General features: G+C 70.9%; 13 protein-coding genes and 1 pseudogene. 3 read left to right on the top strand and 11 right to left on the bottom strand.

The features are described from left to right. Positions 1-7 precede the first annotated feature (7 nt). From ACFYOV_RS06100 to ACFYOV_RS06085, 4 genes are all read right to left on the bottom strand, one after another. Entirely contained in the window at positions 8-337 is a 330-nt protein-coding gene (locus ACFYOV_RS06100; RefSeq protein ID WP_389084078.1) for a rhodanese-like domain-containing protein, read from the bottom strand. A gap of 227 nt (positions 338-564) precedes the next feature. After that, positions 565-1,407 (bottom strand): hypothetical protein, encoded by an 843-nt coding sequence (locus ACFYOV_RS06095; protein ID WP_389083360.1) that lies wholly within the window; start codon positions 1,405-1,407, stop codon positions 565-567. Between the two features lie 323 nt (positions 1,408-1,730). Then, the gene (locus ACFYOV_RS06090; RefSeq protein WP_389083358.1) at positions 1,731-3,170 is read right to left on the bottom strand and encodes a DUF2252 domain-containing protein; all 1,440 of its coding nucleotides are present in this window, start codon (positions 3,168-3,170) and stop codon (positions 1,731-1,733) included. A 357-nt stretch (positions 3,171-3,527) separates the two neighbouring features. Beyond that, the gene (locus tag ACFYOV_RS06085; RefSeq protein WP_389083357.1) at positions 3,528-4,193 is read right to left on the bottom strand and encodes a ScbR family autoregulator-binding transcription factor; all 666 of its coding nucleotides are present in this window, start codon (positions 4,191-4,193) and stop codon (positions 3,528-3,530) included. A 224-nt stretch (positions 4,194-4,417) separates the two neighbouring features. Here ACFYOV_RS06085 and ACFYOV_RS06080 point away from each other — a divergent pair, with 224 nt between their 5' ends. The 3 genes from ACFYOV_RS06080 to ACFYOV_RS06070 all read left to right on the top strand — a co-directional run bounded on the left by ACFYOV_RS06080 (position 4,418) and on the right by ACFYOV_RS06070 (position 7,000). Further along, the gene (locus ACFYOV_RS06080; protein ID WP_389083355.1) at positions 4,418-5,416 is read left to right on the top strand and encodes a ScbA/BarX family gamma-butyrolactone biosynthesis protein; all 999 of its coding nucleotides are present in this window, start codon (positions 4,418-4,420) and stop codon (positions 5,414-5,416) included. Beyond that, positions 5,413-6,348, top strand: a complete 936-nt coding sequence (locus tag ACFYOV_RS06075) for an NAD-dependent epimerase/dehydratase family protein (protein WP_389083353.1) — start codon at positions 5,413-5,415, stop codon at positions 6,346-6,348. Before ACFYOV_RS06080 ends, ACFYOV_RS06075 begins: the two co-directional genes overlap by 4 nt. 286 nt (positions 6,349-6,634) lie before the next feature. Then, positions 6,635-7,000, top strand: a complete 366-nt coding sequence (locus ACFYOV_RS06070; protein ID WP_389083351.1) for a hypothetical protein — start codon at positions 6,635-6,637, stop codon at positions 6,998-7,000. Positions 7,001-7,302: 302 nt separating this feature from the next. On the opposite strand, the gene ACFYOV_RS06065 is transcribed toward ACFYOV_RS06070, so the two are convergent. The 7 genes and pseudogenes from ACFYOV_RS06065 to ACFYOV_RS06035 all read right to left on the bottom strand — a co-directional run. Further along, a complete protein-coding gene (locus tag ACFYOV_RS06065; RefSeq protein WP_389083349.1) occupies positions 7,303-8,022 on the bottom strand; it encodes a potassium channel family protein in 720 nt (239 codons plus the stop codon). Beyond that, on the bottom strand, positions 8,015-9,394 hold the full coding sequence (locus tag ACFYOV_RS06060) for a TrkH family potassium uptake protein (protein WP_389083347.1): 1,380 nt from the start codon (positions 9,392-9,394) through the stop codon (positions 8,015-8,017). The genes ACFYOV_RS06065 and ACFYOV_RS06060 overlap by 8 nt, the downstream gene beginning before the upstream one ends. Before the next feature lie 199 nt (positions 9,395-9,593). Further along, positions 9,594-10,073 carry a hypothetical protein gene (locus tag ACFYOV_RS06055; protein ID WP_389083345.1) on the bottom strand — a complete coding sequence of 160 codons (480 nt, stop codon included), beginning with the start codon at positions 10,071-10,073 and terminating at the stop codon, positions 9,594-9,596. Beyond that, entirely contained in the window at positions 10,061-10,459 is a 399-nt protein-coding gene (locus tag ACFYOV_RS06050; RefSeq protein WP_389083342.1) for a hypothetical protein, read from the bottom strand. Before ACFYOV_RS06050 ends, ACFYOV_RS06055 begins: the two co-directional genes overlap by 13 nt. A 576-nt stretch (positions 10,460-11,035) precedes the next feature. Further along, positions 11,036-12,361 carry a Na+/H+ antiporter NhaA gene (nhaA, locus tag ACFYOV_RS06045; RefSeq protein WP_389083340.1) on the bottom strand — a complete coding sequence of 442 codons (1,326 nt, stop codon included), beginning with the start codon at positions 12,359-12,361 and terminating at the stop codon, positions 11,036-11,038. A 569-nt stretch (positions 12,362-12,930) separates the two neighbouring features. Further along, a complete protein-coding gene (locus ACFYOV_RS06040; RefSeq protein ID WP_389083338.1) occupies positions 12,931-14,463 on the bottom strand; it encodes an alanine/glycine:cation symporter family protein in 1,533 nt (510 codons plus the stop codon). A 679-nt stretch (positions 14,464-15,142) separates the two neighbouring features. Next, positions 15,143-16,042, bottom strand: a pseudogene (locus ACFYOV_RS06035) (NAD-binding protein); the annotation flags it as partial. Positions 16,043-16,262 lie beyond the last annotated feature (220 nt).

The following is a 16,262-nucleotide window of genomic DNA, read 5'->3' as shown; positions in this document are numbered from 1 at the left end:
CGAGGCGCTAGAGAACGTGCCCCGGCTGTCCGTCGTCGGTGACCACGGGGCGGCCGACGGCCTCCCACACCTGCATGCCGCCGTCGACGTTCACCGCGTCGATGCCCTGCTGCGCCAGATACATCGTGACCTGGGCCGAGCGTGCGCCGGAGCGGCAGATCACATGCACCCGGCCGTCCTGCGGGGCGGCCTCGGTCAGCTCGCCGTAGCGGGCCACGAACTCGCTGATGGGGATGTGCAGCGCCCCTTCCGCGTGCCCTGCCTTCCACTCGTCGTTCTCTCGGACGTCCAGCAGGAAGTCGCCGTCCTTGAGGTCCGCGACCGCGACCGTGGGCACACCAGCTCCAAAAGTCATGCGTCCGACGCTACCCGAAGCAGCACCGGCCCCGGCCGGCCTCACCGCCCGGCCCGTGCCGCCCCGGATGCCCCGGATCTTGCTGGAGCGGCGGACACCGGGCGGCCCGCTCGCCGGGCGGCCCTGCGGGCCCGCCGCCGTGCGGATCAGGACGCAGGGAGGCGACGGCGCCCCGTCGCCCCGCGTCTGCGGCGGAATGCACACGGAGCCTAGGCCAGCAAGGTCGCCAGCTCGGCCTCGCGCTGGGTGACCTGGCCGCGCAGCTGCTCGGCGATCTCCTCCAGGAGCCGGTCGGGGTCGTCCGGGGCCAGCCTCAGCATGGCGCCGATGGCGCTCTCCTCCAGGTCCTTCGCGACCAGGGTGAGCAGCTCCTTGCGCCGGGCGAGCCATTCGAGGCGGGCGTAGAGCTCCTCGCTGGGGCTCGGGCCGCGCTGGAGTTCCGGGCCGGCGGCCCATTCCTCGGCGAGTGCGCGCAGCGCCACCTCGTCACCACGGGCGTAGGCGGTGTTGACGCGGGTGAGGAACTCCTCGCGTCGGCGGCGTTCCTCGTCCTCCTGCGCCAGGTCCGGGTGGGCCCTGCGGGCGAGCTCGCGGTAGAGCTTGCGGGCCTCCTCGCTCGGGCGCACCCGCTGCGGGGGCCGGACCGGCTGGTCCGTGAGCATGGCCGCGGCCTCGGGGAAGAGGCCCTCGTCGCTCATCCAGCCACCCAGCAGGTCCTCGACGCCGGGGATCGGCATCAGGCGGGCCCGCGCCTCGTCGGCCCGGCGCCGGTCCTCGGGATCGCCGGTGCGGGCGGCCCTGGCCTCGAGGATCTGCGCATCCAGCTCCTCCAGGCGGGCGTACATCGGGCCGAGCTTCTGCTCGTGCAGCCGCGAGAAGTTCTCCACCTCGACGCGGAAGGTCTCCACGGCGATCTCGAACTCGATCAGCGCCTGCTCCGCGGCCCGTACGGCCTGCTCCAGCCGCTCCTCGGGCCGTGTCGCACCACCGTCGGACGGCACCCGCTCCGCACCGGCGCCGCCACCGCCCTGCTCACCTTCCGAGGTCGTCATCCGAACAGCGTAGGCCACCCGAACGTCCCCTCACGGCCGCCCCGAGGTGGTCCGGGGACGCCCGGCCTGGACGCCGGAACGCCCGGCCGATCGACCCGCGAGCACACGGCGGCGACCACCGCACTGCACCGGGGCCGGTCCGCCCCTTGCAGGCACCGCGCCGACCGCCCCGCCGGCCGACGGACCATGGGGCTCCTTCCGCGCGGACTCCACCCCGACTCGTGTCCTGGTGGCGCGCGGACTTTCCGCCCGACTCACGCCCCTCCCCCCCATCGCCCCCCTTCGAACGGGCCCCGGTCTGCACGGAGCCTCCGCCCGCTCCTTCAGACGCCCATCTCCGCCGCGATCCGCCCCGCCCGCACCGCGGTCACCAGATCCGCGTGATCGGCCTCCGTGCGATCGGCGTAGGCGAGGGCGAAGGCCGCCATCGCCTCGTCCAGTTCGTCGTTCTTGCCGCAGTAACCCGCGATCAGGCGGGGGTCCGCGCTGTGCGAGTGGGCGCGGGCCAGCAGCGCACCGGTCATCCGGGCGTAGTCGTCGACCTGGTCGGCCGCCAGGGCCGCCGGGTCCACGCTGCCCTTGCGGTTGCGGAACTGCCGTACCTGGTAGGGCCGACCGTCGACCGTCGTCCAGCCGAGCAGGCTGTCGCTGACGACCTGCATCCGCTTCTGCCCGAGGACCACGCGCCGGCCCTCGTGGTCGGTCGCCGGGACCTCGAAACCGGCCGTCGGCAGGTGCCGGACCAGCGCCGAGGGGCGGGCCTCCTTCACCTGGAGCACCAGCGGTTCGCCCCGGTGGTCCAGCAGCAGCACGACGTACGAACGCGTGCCCACGCTGCCCGTGCCCACGACGCGGAACGCCACGTCGATCACCGCGTGGCGGGCCAGCAGGGGAAGGCGGTCCTCGGGGAGCGTGCCGAGGTAGTGCTCCAGCGACGCCGCGACCGCGGCGGCCTCGTCGTCGGGGACGCGGCGCAGCACCGGCGGGGCGTCCACGAAACGGCGTCCGCCGTCCTCCGTCCGCTCGGTCGACTTGGCGGCGAACCGGCCGCTGGTGTTGGCGCGGGCCTTCTCGGAGACCCGTTCCAGCGTGCCGAGCAGATCATGGGCGTCGGTGTGGGAGACCAGTTCCTCGTCCGCGATGGCGTTCCACGCGTCCAGCACCGGCATCCTGGCCAGCAGCCGCATGGTGCGGCGGTAGGCGCCGACCGCGTCGTAGGCGGCAGCCCGGCACGTGTCCTCGTCGGCGCCGGCCTCCCGGCCCGCGAGCACCAGCGAGGCCGCGAGCCGCTTCAGGTCCCACTCCCAGGGGCCCCGAACCGTCTCGTCGAAGTCGTTCAAGTCGATGACCAGTCCGCCGCGTGCGTCGCCGTAGAGGCCGAAATTCGCCGCGTGGGCGTCGCCGCATATCTGGGCCCCGATGCCGGTCACGGGGGTGCGGGCGAGGTCGTGGGCCATGAGGCCGGCCGATCCGCGGAGGAAGGCGAAGGGCGTCGCCGCCATCCTGCCCACCCGGATCGGGGTCAGCTCGGGCAGCCGGCCGCGGCTGGACTCCTCGACCGCGCTCACCGCGTCGGGCCGGGAGGCGTCCGGCTCGAACGCGGCGTGCCCGCCGCGCGGAACGTGCCTGCGCAGGGCCTTGCCCTCCTGCCGGGACGAGTCGGCCACCGGCCACCGGGCAAACCCCGGCACGTGCGGCACCCGCCGCGTCCCGCCCGCGGAGCCCCGCTCCGCCCGCTCCGATCCCCCCACGACATCGGTCACCGCAACCGCCTCCCCCGCACGCGCACCCGCGCATCGTCACGACTGTCGGTCCCGCACCGAGGCCGTCGGCGCAGGACATCCACGTGCCGACCGTACAACCGGTGGCCGAAAGTCGTCAGACCCTGTGGACAACGCCCCGCCTGTGGAAGAAACCGCGCCCTCCGCCCCGCGTCACCGCCCCCGCAACACCCCGCCCGCGTCACCGCCCCCGTACCACCACGCTGGTGTCACCGCCCCCGCATCACCACGCTGGTGTCACCCAGCCCCCGCATCACCACGCCCCGTCGCCCAGCCCCCGCGTCGCCAGGCCGGCGTCGACGCGCCCGCCTCGCCGCGCCGGCCTCCGCCCAGCCACGCTCACCCCGCCTCCGCCACACTCTCCGGCACCGCCTCCAGCCGGCTCTCCGCGAGGACCCGGTCGGCCCGGTGCTCCGAGATGTCCAGCCGGGCCAGCACCGCCGGTACTGCGACGCCCGGCAACAAGTGGTGGAACAGCACGACGACCCGGTGCTCGAGATCCTGCCGTTGACAGCGCAACTGCGACAGCAGCTGCACCCCCGAGAAGCTCGCGACCAGCAGTTCCGCCGTCTCGGTCACGTCGACGTGGGGCAGCAGTTCGCCGCCCGCCTTCGCCTCGGCCAGGGTCCTGGTGGTCTGGTCGATCCACATCCGGAAGGCCGGGGTCCGGTCCAGCCCCAGCGCGCCCTGGTCCAGGGCCAGTCCGACGCTCGCCCGCACCAGCGGCTCGGTGCGCAGCCGCAGGGCCAGCACCAGGCCGGAGTCGACGAGTTCCTGCAGCTTGCTGGACTGCGGGGGCAGGGAGATCGCCAGCTGCTCCTCGAAGACGCCGAGCGCCAGCTCCTCCTTGGAGCCGAAGTGGAAGTACAGCGCACCCTTGGTCACCCCGGCCCGCTCGAGGATCTCTCCGATGGTCGCCGAGGTGTAGCCGCGCTCGTCGAAGACGGCCGCGGCCGCCTCCAGGATGGTCCGCCGGGTGCGGATCGCGCGCTCCTGTCGCGCCATGGGTGCCTCCTGCCCTTTCGTGGGTCGCCGTGAAGTCGCCGTGCGGTCGCCATGTCGTGCGGGCGCGCGGGCGCGTGGGCTCGTCTCCAGTGGTGTGGACCACTCGATGTGGATCACCCTTTGAAAGAAACCGGCTCGTCCGTATCTTAGGGGCAAGCCGACCGGAGCCAGGTTGTCGATCCCAGGGGTTCCCCATGCCGCAGACAGGTCCCTCGAGCGCACCCATGGAGGATCAGACCGGACAGCGGGGCGCGCTCGCAAACAGAACCACGGACGACGCCCCGGAAGTCACCGCGCCGGAAACCGCCCCGTCGGGCGGTCCCCGCCGGCGCGTCACCCCGGAACTCGCCCACCGCCCGCGCCCGTCGGACGTCTTCCCCTTGGAGTGGGTCCGAATCTCCGACCACCGTTTCCGCGTCACCGCCGGCTGGCCCGACGACCACTGCTTCTTCGGCCCCGTCGACGATCTGCACCAGGATCCGATGATCGTGGGCGAAACGTTGCGGCAGACCTCGATGGCCCTGGCCCACGCGGAGTTCGGCGCCCCCTTGGACACCCACTTCGTCATGTGGGACATGGAGGTCGGTGGCGACCCGTACGCCCTGCTGCGGGCCGACGCGGGGGAGCCGGTCACCGTCGACGTCGTCTGCTCCGAGGTGCGCCGCCGCGGCCGCGGGCTGAACAGCATGCGCACGACGATGGAGTTCCACCGCGCGGGACGACTGGTCGCCCGGGGCACCGGCAGCACGGGCTGCACCTCTCCGGCCGCCTACCGTCGCCTGCGGGAGCGCCAGTTGGCCGCCGTCGGCACCCGAATACCCCTGTTACCGGGGGTCCCGCCCGAGTCGGTGGGCCGCGGCCGCGCGGAGGACGTCGTGCTCGCCCCCGCCGACCGACCGGGCCTGTGGCGGCTGCGCGTCGACACCGGCCACCCGGTGCTCTTCCCCCGGCCCAACGACCACGTCCCCGGCATGGTCCTGTTCGAGGCGGCCCGCCAGGCGGCGACCGCGGCGTCCGGCACCCGGCCCTTCCTGCCGTCCGACATGGCCGTCTCCTTCCGCCGCTACACCGAACTGGACAGCCCCTGCTGGATCGAGGCCGACGTGCTCGACAAGGGCGAGGGCGAGGTCACGGTCCGGGTGACGGGACGCCAGCAGGACGAACACGTCTTCACCGCCACCCTCACCAGCGCACCCCCGGCCCCGGTACCGTCCCAGAAGTGAGCACGAACCTCCTGATCACCGGTGCGACGGGCTTCATCGGCAGCCGCGTCGCGGAAGCGGCACGCCAACGCGCCGACGTGAACGTCCGCTTGATGTCCCGGCGAGGACCGGTCACGTCACCCGACGGGCCGCCGTCCGCTGCGACCGTGCCCGGCGACCTCGCCGACCCCCTTGCCCTGCGCGGAAGTTGCACCGGCGTCGACGTCCTCGTCCACTGCGCCTCCCGGGTCGCCGGGGAACCGCAGGGGCTCGCAGCGGTCAACGACCTGGGCACGAAGGCCCTGGTGGAGGAAGCCGTCCGGAGCGGTGTGCGCCGGATCGTGTACGTGAGCACGGCCGCCGTCCACGGCAGGGGCCCCTTCCACGGCGTGCGCCCCGGTGAGGCCCCGATCGCCCCCGTGTCCGCCGCCAGCCGCACCCGCGCGGCGGCCGAAGGGCACGTCCTCGACGCGGGTGGCCTGGTCCTGCGCCCGCACCTGGTGCACGGCGAGGGCGACCGTTGGATGATCCCCGGACTGCTCGGCCTCCTGCGGGAGCTCTCCGCGACCGTCACGGGCTGCGCGTCGCTCCAGTCGATGATCGACGTCGACACCCTGGGCCGTGCCGTCGTCGCCGCGGCGCTGTCCCCGTCGCACGGCCCCGGCACGTACTACGTCAACCATCCGGACCCGGTCCCCGCCCCGGAACTGCTCGCCGCGGTCTGCGAACGGGTCGAACGGCCGGGCGGGGGCGCGGCGGTGGACCCCGCCACCGCCCGCGCGCGTGCCGCGGGATCCCCCCGCGCGACGCATCACCTCGACATGCTCACCGTCGATCACTGGTTCGCGGACGACGGCTTCTGGAAGGACCTGGACTGCTCCCCCGGCGAGGGCTTCACCCAGACGTTCCCCCGCGCGGCGACCTGGTACCGGTCCTTCGTGACCACCGGCTGAGGCCTGAGGCAGTACGGTCCTTCCCAGCCACGGGCTGAGGCCCCGCCCTCACCCGAAAGCCTTCCCCATACGAACCGACCGACCGGTTTCCTTGCTCGAAGCAGCCACTCGACGACGGCCACAGGAACGCCGTCATCGGCTGTCTCAGGGGCGAGATCGGGGGCGTCGTCTGGAAGTTCCTGAACCGGGCTGGGTCAAGAAAACAAGGCCGTCAACATGGTGATCGCCTTCATCATCAAGTACATCCGCTGACGTTGATCGGCACCGCGCGAATCCTGGGGCATCCATGGCCTACATCTTCATCTTCGGCTGTTTCCTCCTGCTGGGCGTGGCCGGTTCGCTGGCCGCACACACCGGGTACCGGGGCAAGGTCTGTGACCGGTCCGACGGGTACGAGGTCCCTGCGGAGGTGAAGTCCGACCCGGAGCTGAGGAAACGGGCGAACGACATGGTGGCCTTCTGGTGCACCGGGTCCGCGGTGCTCAGCTTCGCTCCGTTGGTGCCGATCGGCACGGTCATCATCAGCGGCGGTGGCCGAACGGTCGGCACCTGGGGACTTGTGGTACTCGCCCTCTACGGCTTGGCCGTGGTGACCGTGGGTGCCTACCCGTTCGGGAAGATCAAAAGCCTGGGGCGGTCCGCTGAGCGGTGAACAGGGCAAGGGCTGCTGGGTCGTGCGGCGGGCCGGAGCGGCTGCCGCCCTGAGCATTGGGGCGGGGCGGCCGACAGACCGGATCCGTGGTGAAAACCATTCGTGGTGCCCGTGTGTGCCGTCAGGCCCCGCCGGTTCGCCGGCGCGGTCGAGCGGCGGTGATCCGCTACGACGTCGTAGATCGATCTCGTGGACGGACGGGACGGCGACCGGGCTGATCTGCTGGCGGTGCATTCGTGCACCTCTTCGTGAACACGGACCTCAAACTCTGTCGCGCGGACAAGTGTCCCCGGAACGGGGCTTCAGCTGAGCTCGGCGAACGCCTCCACCGCGCGGGTCTTGCCGGTGACGACGATGACGTCGCCCTTCTGGACGACCGTCTCGGCGGTGGCGTAGGTGAAGCCCTCTCCCGGTCGTTTGATGCCGACCACGGTGATGCCGTACCGGCTGCGGACCTGGCTCTGGCCCAGCGGGATGCCGGTGGCGATGTCCGGGGCGACAGTTTTCACCAGGGCGTAGTCGTCGTCGAACTCGATGAAGTCCAGCATCCGTCCGGTGACCAGGTGGGCGACGCGCTCACCCATCTCGTGCTCGGGCAGGACGACATGGTGCACACCGAGGCGCTCGAGGATCTGGCCGTGCTGGCGGCTGATGGCCTTGGCCCAGATGTTGGGCACCTCGGACTCCAGCAGGTTGGAACTGACCAGGATGGACGCCTCGATGTCGGTGCCGATGGCGACGACAGCGCTGGTGAACTCGTGCACGCCGAGCTGGCGCAGCACCTCCGGGTCAGTGCAGTCGGCGACGGCGGCGTGGGTGAGCCCGTCGCTGTACTTCTGGACAAGCCGGGCGTCGGTGTCGATGCCGAGGACGTCCCAGCCGCGCCGCATCAGCTCGCTGGCCAGCGAGGAGCCGAAGCGGCCGAGCCCGATGACGGCGACGCGCTGGTCACCGCCACGTGCGTCGGTCTCCGTCGGGCGCCTGCGGTGGCGACGGCGCAGGGCATGCAGTTTGTTAACCAATGACGGGTCGCTCCTCTGGCAGGTCGTAACGGCGGGTGCGCTCGCGCAGGGCGAGGGCCGAGACGAGCGTGATGGGGCCGAGGCGGCCGACGAACATCAGGACGACCAAAAGCAGTTGCCCGGCCGCTGGCAGGTCGGCGGTGATACCGGTGGACAGGCCGACGGTGGCGAAGGCGGACACGGTCTCGAACAGCACCGCGTCCATGGGCTCGTCGGTGAGCGTGAGCAGGACGAGCGTCGAGCCCATGACGAGGCCCACCCCGAGCAGCGCCACCGTCAGGGCCTGGCGCAGCGCGTGCGGTGCCAGGCGGCGGCCCAGCACCGTGGAGGTGGGCTCGCCCCGCACTTCGGCAAGGATCGCGGCGAGCAGCACCGCGAAGGTGGTGACCTTGATCCCGCCCGCGGTTCCGGCGCTGCCTCCGCCGATGAACATCAGCACGCACGTCATCAGCAGCGTCGAGGAGTGCAGCGCGCCGACGTCGATCGCATTGAAGCCGGCCGTGCGGCTCATGGCGGAGTGAAAGAAGCCGTCGAGGATCTTGCCCGCCGTGGTGTGCGGGCCGAGGGTGCCGGGGTTGGTCCACTCCAACAGGCAGGTCAACAGCGTTCCGCCGACGAGCAGGACGACGGTGGTGCTCAGGGTGAGTTTGGCGTGCAGGCTCCATGTGCGGAGCCCCGTCGTACGGCGCCGACGGCGGTGGCGCATGAGTTCCAGCAGTACCGGGAAGCCGAGGCCTCCCAGGATCACCGCGGCGGCGACGGGCAGGGTCACCCAGGGGTCCTGGGCGTAGCGGGTGAGGCTGTCGGCGTGCAGCCCGAAACCGGCGTTGTTGAACGCCGACACGGCGTGGAAGTAGCCGAGGTACACGGCGCTGCCGATGTCCTCGCCGTAGCCGTACCGGAAGCGCAGCGACAGCACCGCGCCCACCGCGAGTTCCACGATCAGCGTGGTACCGGCCACACCGAGCAGGACGCGCCGTACGTCACCGATGCCGAGGCTCTTGGTCTCCGCCTGTGCGGTCAACTGCATGCGCAGCCGCAGCCGGCCCGAGATCAACACCGCCAGCAGTGACGCCAGGGTCATGATGCCGAACCCGCCGACCTGGATCAGGGCGAGGATCACGCCCTCACCGAAGCCGCTCCAGTACGTTCCGGTGTCCACCACGGCCAGACCCGTCACGCACACCGCCGAGGTGGCCGTGAACAGCGCGGTCACGAAACCGGGCGAGGAACCCCGCTCCGCGGCGAACGGGAGGGACAGCAACACAGCACCGAGTAGAACCACCACCGCGAACGCCAGGACAACCGCGCGAGCGGGGTGGGCGATCAGCACCGACAACCATGACCGCAGCCGCGTCGCCAGGCCCGCCATGGCTGTTTCTCCCCCCGTGTGCCCGACGGTCACTGTCTTCACCCACCGGCGTCAGGCGCTCATATCCCGGCCGCACACCCTACCCGTGAGTCGCACCTGGTGAGCATGCCCCATGCGATGCCGACGCGCCGCCACGCGCCCGGCCCAGGCAGCCGTACGTGCCGGTGCCCATGCCGGTGGGTCGCGCAGATCTTCAGGCTCAGCGACTTCCGTGATCGTGCGCGTAGGCGGCCAGGATCTGCTGCGCGGTGCCCCGCGTGTGCAGAAAGCGGTCGTCGAGTACAGCGGCGAGGTCGTCGAGTGCTGCGGCGAGCACCGAAGCCGCGAGGCGGACACCCGCGTGCTCCGCCCGCCGCGCCTGCTCGGCCAGGTCGGCGGCGAAGCCGATCGTCCGGGCCAGCGAGGTGTCGCCGGGACCGTCGTGGAAGTAATAGGACTCGGGGTACTGGGCGAAGTCCACACAGACCCGGGTGATGTCACAAGCGAGTCCGTCCAGCACCGCGGCCCCGGCATCGGATTCCAGCTGCCGCGCCATCAGACCGGCCCGGCGCAGGTGGCAGATCCGCAGTGCCAGCGTCCGGCGCCGCGCCAGCGCGGGATAGATGCCGAGGACCCAGGAGACGGTTGCGGTCAGCAACGCGAAACCCACCAGGGCTTCAAGAGGTGCTACAACGCGCAACCAGCCCTCCGCGGGGCGATGTCGCCCAGGCCGAGCGTGGCGACGATCACCAGGGAGATGTAGAGGGCGTCTACCGGCCCCGCGTGCTCGGCCGGCTCCAACGAGCTGGAAAAGGCGAACCCCTCCGGCAAGTGCGGCCAGTACACCAGGGCCCAGCCCACGGCCACTCCACTGGCCCACATCACCACCACACCGACCATGCCGAGCGGCCCGACCAGCCCCGCTGCCCCCCGAACCGCACGGCCCGGGGAGAGCAGCCGCCACAGTCCCGTCATCACGATCCGGCTCAGGCCTCCATGCCGGGTCGGATGCCACAGCGTGTGGAACAGGTCCCTCAGGATGACCAGAACCATGGCGGCACCGATCAGCGAGACCAGCCAGTCCATACAACCTCCTCGTCCGGGCGCAGCGGTTCCAGCCTGCCGTGTCACCCGTCCGCCCGGGCCGTCACCCCCGCTCGGCCTCGGAGCCCACCCGAGATGCGCCCTGTTCCGGGAAAGCTGTCGTACCGATCGCCGGCCGGCGGCGCCGTCCCCAACCGACGCGCCCACCCTGCTGGTGGTTACCCACCTACTGCGACACCACCGCCGGCCGTGCCCCCAGGCCTGCTCGCCGCACGTTCACTGGTTCCTGCTGACCGACCATGAACGGCTGCCGTCACCGGTCACCCGCGCGCTTACGGGCGGGGTGCGGCTCGGTGGAACAACTGGGCGGTGAGCACGCCGACGACGAGCGCCCAGGCCACTGCGGCGACACCGATCTGGCCCCAGCCGAGCAAGATGCTGGCCGCTGCCGCTGCCGCTGTGGCTGTGGCTGTGGCTCCGGCGGCCACGGCCTTGCGGTCGGTGGCGAAGGCCCACTCTTGGCGGGCACTGCCCGGATGGCGGAGTTCGCCGAGCGCGGTCCCGATACCCAGGACCGCCCTGACGATCGCGGGTGCCGGCAGGAGGCTTCGGTGGCCATCAGTCCGCCTGCTCGTCCTGGGGTCGTGCTGCGGTGAGGGTGGGAGTGTCGCTTTGGTAGATGTCCGGGATGCCGTCGGCGTCCGCGTCGAGGCTCTCCTCCTCGTACAGGCGCCGGTAGACAGTGTTCCTGCGGCGCAGGAGCAGGGCGGCCAGCAGGGCGGCGGCGAGCGAGGCGATCAGGACGGCGGCTTTGACGTGCTCGCCGACGGCCGTGCCGGGGAAGGCCAGCTCGCCGATGAGCAGGGCGACCGTGAAGCCGATTCCGGCCAGGGTCGCCAGGGCGAGGACATCGGCCCAGGCCAGGTCGGGATTGAGCCGCGCGCGGGTGAAGCGGGCGGCGAGGTAGGTTCCGGCGAAGATGCCGAGGATCTTGCCCGCGACCAGCCCGGCGATCACGCCGAGAGGCTCGGGGGTGGTGAACACCTTGCCCAGTGCGTCACCGGAGACGCTCACCCCGGCGGCGAACAGTGCGAACAGCGGCACGCACACGCCGGCGGAGAGCGGATGCAGCAGATGTCCAGTGCGTTCTGCGGGTGATTTCTCTTCGTCCCGGTCGCGGACCGTGCGGAGGATCAGGCCCATGGCAACTCCCGCGACGGTGGCGTGGATGCCACCGTCGTACAGCAGCGCCCAGATCACCACTCCGAGCGGCACGTACCACCACCAGCCCCGCACCCGCCTCTGCTGCAGGACGTAGAAGACGATCAGCCCGGCAAGCGCTCCCGCCAGCGCCCAGTAGTTGAGGTCCGAAGTGAAGAAGAGGGCGATGATCAAGATCGCGCCGAGGTCGTCGACCACCGCGAGGGTCAGCAGGAAGGCCCGCAGGGCGGTCGGCAGGTGGGTGGACATGACCGCCAGGACCGCCAGGGCGAAGGCGATGTCGGTGGCCATCGGTACCGCCCAGCCGTCCATGCTGCCGCCGCCGGCCGCGACCGTGACGGCGTAGAAGGCGGCGGGCACGGCCATGCCGCACACGGCGGCGATGACGGGCAGCGCCGCCGTCGCCGGGGTGCGCAGCGAGCCGACGACGAGTTCCCGCTTCAGCTCGATCCCAGCGACCAGAAAGAAGACGGTCAAGAGTCCGTCGGAGGTCCAGTGGCCGACCGAGAGGTCCAGTCCCAGTGCGGGGATTCCGAAGTGGAAGTCGCGGATCGTGGTGTACGCGGTGCCGAGCGGAGTGTTCGCCCACACGAGCGCGACCACCGCGGCGGCCAGCAGGACGAGACCGCCCACCGTCTCGGTACGCAGGGCCCGGGCCACTGCCTGCCGTTCGGGCCAGGAGAGGAGACCGAGGAACGGGGTTCGGGGTGGGGTTGCGGCCAAGGCGGCAAACCTCCGGGGTATCGGCGAAACGGGCACACGGCCCCACGGACGCCGACCAGACTTCCCGGCACACCCCGCGCCCTTCTTGACGCGTTCTTCACACACTAACCGGAGCCGACCCGTCGGCCCACCCCCACCTCGAGGGCCGCAAACGGGCAGGCAGCGGGCTCGGTGACGGACTCGGGCGGGGCACCGGTGCGGACGGGGTACACGCGTGGCCCGGAGTGGTCCCCGGGCAGGAGGCCGAGGTGGTGACGCTCTCGGACGTGCTCTACCTCTGTGTGGGCCTGGGGGCGGCCCGCTGCCCCGGCTGATGTCCAGGCGGCCGTTGTCCCTGCCCATGGTCTTTGTCGCCGCGGGGGTTGATCGCCTTGCTGCCGGTGGGCCTGCCGACCGTGGATCCCGCTGCACGGGGGTCACGGTGCCCCGGCCATCGGTCACCTGGACCGGCGGCGCGAGGGGCCGAGGAACTCGGCGAGCGGTCGTTGGCGGCAGGCGTGCGGGCCCGTACCCACCAAGGCGCGAGGTGGGTACGGGCCCGTACAGGAGCCGGGCCGCCGGGGGGGCGGTCAGACGGTGGTCTTCACCGACTCCTGGTCTTCGTCGTCCCTGATCTGGCCGGTGTTGCGGGCGCGGACGAACTCCAGGAAGGAGCCGAGCTCGCGCTTGACGACCGGGGCCAGCAGGTACAGGCCGATGATGTTGAAGACCGACAACAGGAAGAGCGCGGAGTCGGCCAGGCTGATCAGCGAGTCGAGAGACATCAGGGCGCCCAGGACCACGAACAGGCTCCAGACGACCTTGAAGACGGTCTCGCTGGCCTTGCTCTTGCCGAACAGGTACGACCAGGCCTTGAGGCCGTAGTAGCCCCACGTCAGGATGGTGGAGAAGGCGAACAGCAGCACCGCGACGGTGAGCACGGCCGGGAACCAGGGCAGTACGGTCGCGAAGGCATCGGAGGTGATGGTGACGCCGCCGATGCTCTCGCCGGCGCGGGCCTCGGCCCAACTGGCCGGGTTGGCGATGACGATGGTCAGAGCGGTCATGGTGCAGATGACGACCGTGTCGATGAACGGCTCCAGCAGGGCGACCAGACCCTCACTCGCGGGGTGGTTGGTCTTGACCGCGGAGTGGGCGATCGGAGCGGAGCCGAGACCGGCCTCGTTGGAGAATGCGGCGCGCTGGAAACCGATGATCAGGGCACCGAGCACACCGCCGGCGACGCCGTCGGCCTCGAAGGCACCCTGCAGGATGGTCTGGAACGCGTCTGGCACCGCGGTGACGTTGCCCAGGATGACGACCAGGCAGGCCACGATGTAGATGGCGGCCATCGCGGGCACCAGTCGGCTGGTGACTGAGGCGATGGAGCGGATGCCGCCAAGCAGCACCAGGCCGACCAGCGCGGAGACGACCAGGCCGAAGAGGACGGCACCGGCGGAGGAGGCCAGGAAGCCGTCCTCGCCGCCGAAGGTCGAGGAGACCTGCGCGTAGCTCTGGTTGGTCTGGAACAGGTTGCCGCCGAACAGGCCGAAGAAGAGGACCATGATCGAGGCGAGGACGGCGAGCACCTTGCCGAGCTTGGCGCCGCCGCTGCCGAAGCGGTCCTTGAGGCCCTTGGGCAGGTAGTGCATCGGGCCGCCGGAGACGGTGCCGTCTGCGTGCACCTCGCGGTACTTCACGCCGAGGGTGACCTCGACGAACTTGGTGGCCATGCCGAGCAGGCCGCACAGGATCATCCAGAACGTGGCGCCAGGGCCGCCGATGGAGACGGCGACGGCCACACCGGCGATGTTTCCGAGGCCGACCGTGCCGGAGACGGCGGCGGTCAGGGCCTGGAAGTGGTTGACCTCGCCCGCCGACCCCTTCTCGTCGTACTTCCCGCGCACCACGTCGAGCGCGAGTCTGAACTTGCGGACCTGCACGAACCCGAACCAGCCGGTGAAGACGAGACCGGCGACGACGAGCCAGGCGACGATGAGGGGAAGATCCGTTCCGCCGACTGGAACCGCGTAGAAGACGATTTCCCCCAGCCACTTGGCTATCGGTTCGAAGAAATCGCTGACGGCTTCGTCGACGTTCTGGGTGACGGAGTCGAGTGACACAGTTGCTACCTCGATGGTGCGAGCCCGGGACACGGGGAAGTGCCGCCGGTCGATGTGCGGTCTCTGAACGAACGCCGTTGTCCGATCGGCGACGCTGGGTGGACTGTCCCGTGGATGCGGATAGTGATCACCCGGGTCGTGCTGCAGGTGCATGCCGACCGCTCCGCACTGTGGCGTCGAGCGGTGCCACCTGCGGAGTTGCGCAGTTGTACCACGACCTTTGCAATTCCTTTAGTGACTCAAGTCACATAACTCACAGTCCCGGTCGAAAGTGCCAGCGAGCGATATCGGACCGTTATGCGGGACCGGATATCCGTTCACCGGACACCTGATGAACGTGCATACACGTAGTCACCGCGGTGGCGTAAACGTTCCGCCATCTCTCGCGGAGGTCATGGACGTCCTCCTGACCCGTTGCATCGGGCGCTACGAAAGCGATCAGGAAATGGCTGGCAGGGCATGGCACGTATGCGGATGGTGCTGGGCAGGCTCGGTCCTGTCCCACCTCGCAGCGCTGATCACCAACCGGACAGACACATTCGACGATCAACTGCTCATCAAGCGACCCACCTCATGCCTGAGGGGTTCGCGTCCCCAGCCGTGACTGCCGACCCAGGAGTTCGGCCAGACCCTGGCGCGTCGCGGCGAGTACCACACGGTCCTCGGGCCGTAGGACATAGACGGCCACCCCCAGGACGCACCCCAAGAGCCCGGCCAGTGACCAGCGCAGTCGGCGCGAGAACAGCGAGCCGAGCGGCAGTCCGCGCCCCACCAGCCGACGCGGTGCGGAACCGGAAGAGGTGTGCGTGACCGTTTCGAGGACCACCGTGCCACGCCCGGTGGCGCCCGCGACCGTGTCGTCGTCCGGCAGCAGAATCGGCGCCTCCCGGCCGCTGGCGTCCGAACCTTCCGCTCCAGCCGGATCGTTGGTGGTAGACGACAGCAGGGCCAGGGTGCACAGCCCTGGATCGGCGACCCGGCCGTGGCCGGGTGGAGTGCGTTCCACGGCACGCAGCAGCAGTCCGTCGGCCTGGACGACCTTGCTGGTGCCCGCGACGGCGGTCGCCGCGAGCACGGGTGCCGCGGTGTCGGCGTCCCACAGAACGGTGGTGGAGGTGTCCAGCGCCTCGGGGTCCAGGCCGGGGACGGCGAGGGTGGCGGCCTGGTCGAGGAGTTCTTCCAGGTGCTGTCCGAGCTTGCGGTTGTAGAGCCGGATGACCAGGCGCAGCCGGGGGTTGAGACGACGGGCGGCCAGCGCGGCGTGGATGTTGGTCTCGTCGTCGTCATGCACGAGCGCCAACGCGGCGGCCTCACGCACTCCCATCTCGGCCAGTGCGGCTTCGTCGAGGACGGCGGTCTCGACGATGCGGGCTGTGCCGGACGCGCCCGAATCGGCCGATCCCTCCGTGCGGTTCATGGCGGCCTGTATCCGGCCGAGCAGCGCGGCGGCGCGCGCCCTTCCGGTGCTCGCGCCGGGCCGCGGCAAGGACGGTACGGCGAGCGTGACCCGCTCCCGGTACACCGTGGCGAGCTCGGCGGCCAGCCGCTCGGCGAGCGCGTCGTCCCCGCACACGATCATGTGGCCAGGACGCGGCACGCCGAGCGCGGGCTGAGGGGACGTGATCATGCCGTAGGCCACACCCGGCTCAGGCGGAGGAGACGCCGCGCAGGGGCACGTACCGCGCCACCAGCGCTTCTTAAGACCGTCACGAGCACCACGTCGGGACCCCCGTTCGGCGAAGCCTCTCCGCCTTCTTCCGTCAAGATCGCCGACCAGACTTCCCGGCACACCGCTGGGA

Origin of the sequence: Streptomyces sp. NPDC005931 (genome assembly GCF_042871235.1) — a bacterium.
In the GTDB taxonomy this organism is placed as follows: Bacteria; Actinomycetota; Actinomycetes; order Streptomycetales; family Streptomycetaceae; genus Streptomyces.
This window is presented reverse-complemented; position numbering and strand designations above follow the sequence as displayed.